Raw genomic sequence first — 250 nt, 5'->3', positions numbered from 1 at the left:
CGATGGCCCGATGGCCCGATGGCCCGATGGCCCGATGGCCCGATGGCCCGATGGCCCGATGGCCCGATGGCCCGATGGCCCGATGGCCCGATGGCCCGATGGCCCGATGGCCCGATGGCCCGATGGCGCAGCGCGTCGCGCAGGGGCTGGACAAGGCCGGATCAGCCCTCACCGCCGCCGACCTGGCCGCGACGCGCTGCCGCGAGGCGCAGCCTCTGGCCCAATCTTACCGGGGCATGAGGCTGCTTGC

At 74.4% G+C, this 250-nt stretch carries 1 protein-coding gene; it reads left to right on the top strand.

The genetic code is table 11. From position 1 onward, the window contains the following. Positions 1–26: 26 nt before the first annotated feature. Positions 27–250 (top strand): gamma-glutamyltransferase (locus EG885_RS22580; protein WP_207392414.1); only part of this gene is annotated, 224 nt, incomplete at its 3' end.

Origin of the sequence: Paracoccus nototheniae (assembly GCF_004335005.1) — a bacterium.
In the GTDB taxonomy this organism is placed as follows: domain Bacteria; phylum Pseudomonadota; class Alphaproteobacteria; order Rhodobacterales; family Rhodobacteraceae; genus Paracoccus; species Paracoccus nototheniae.
This window is presented reverse-complemented; position numbering and strand designations above follow the sequence as displayed.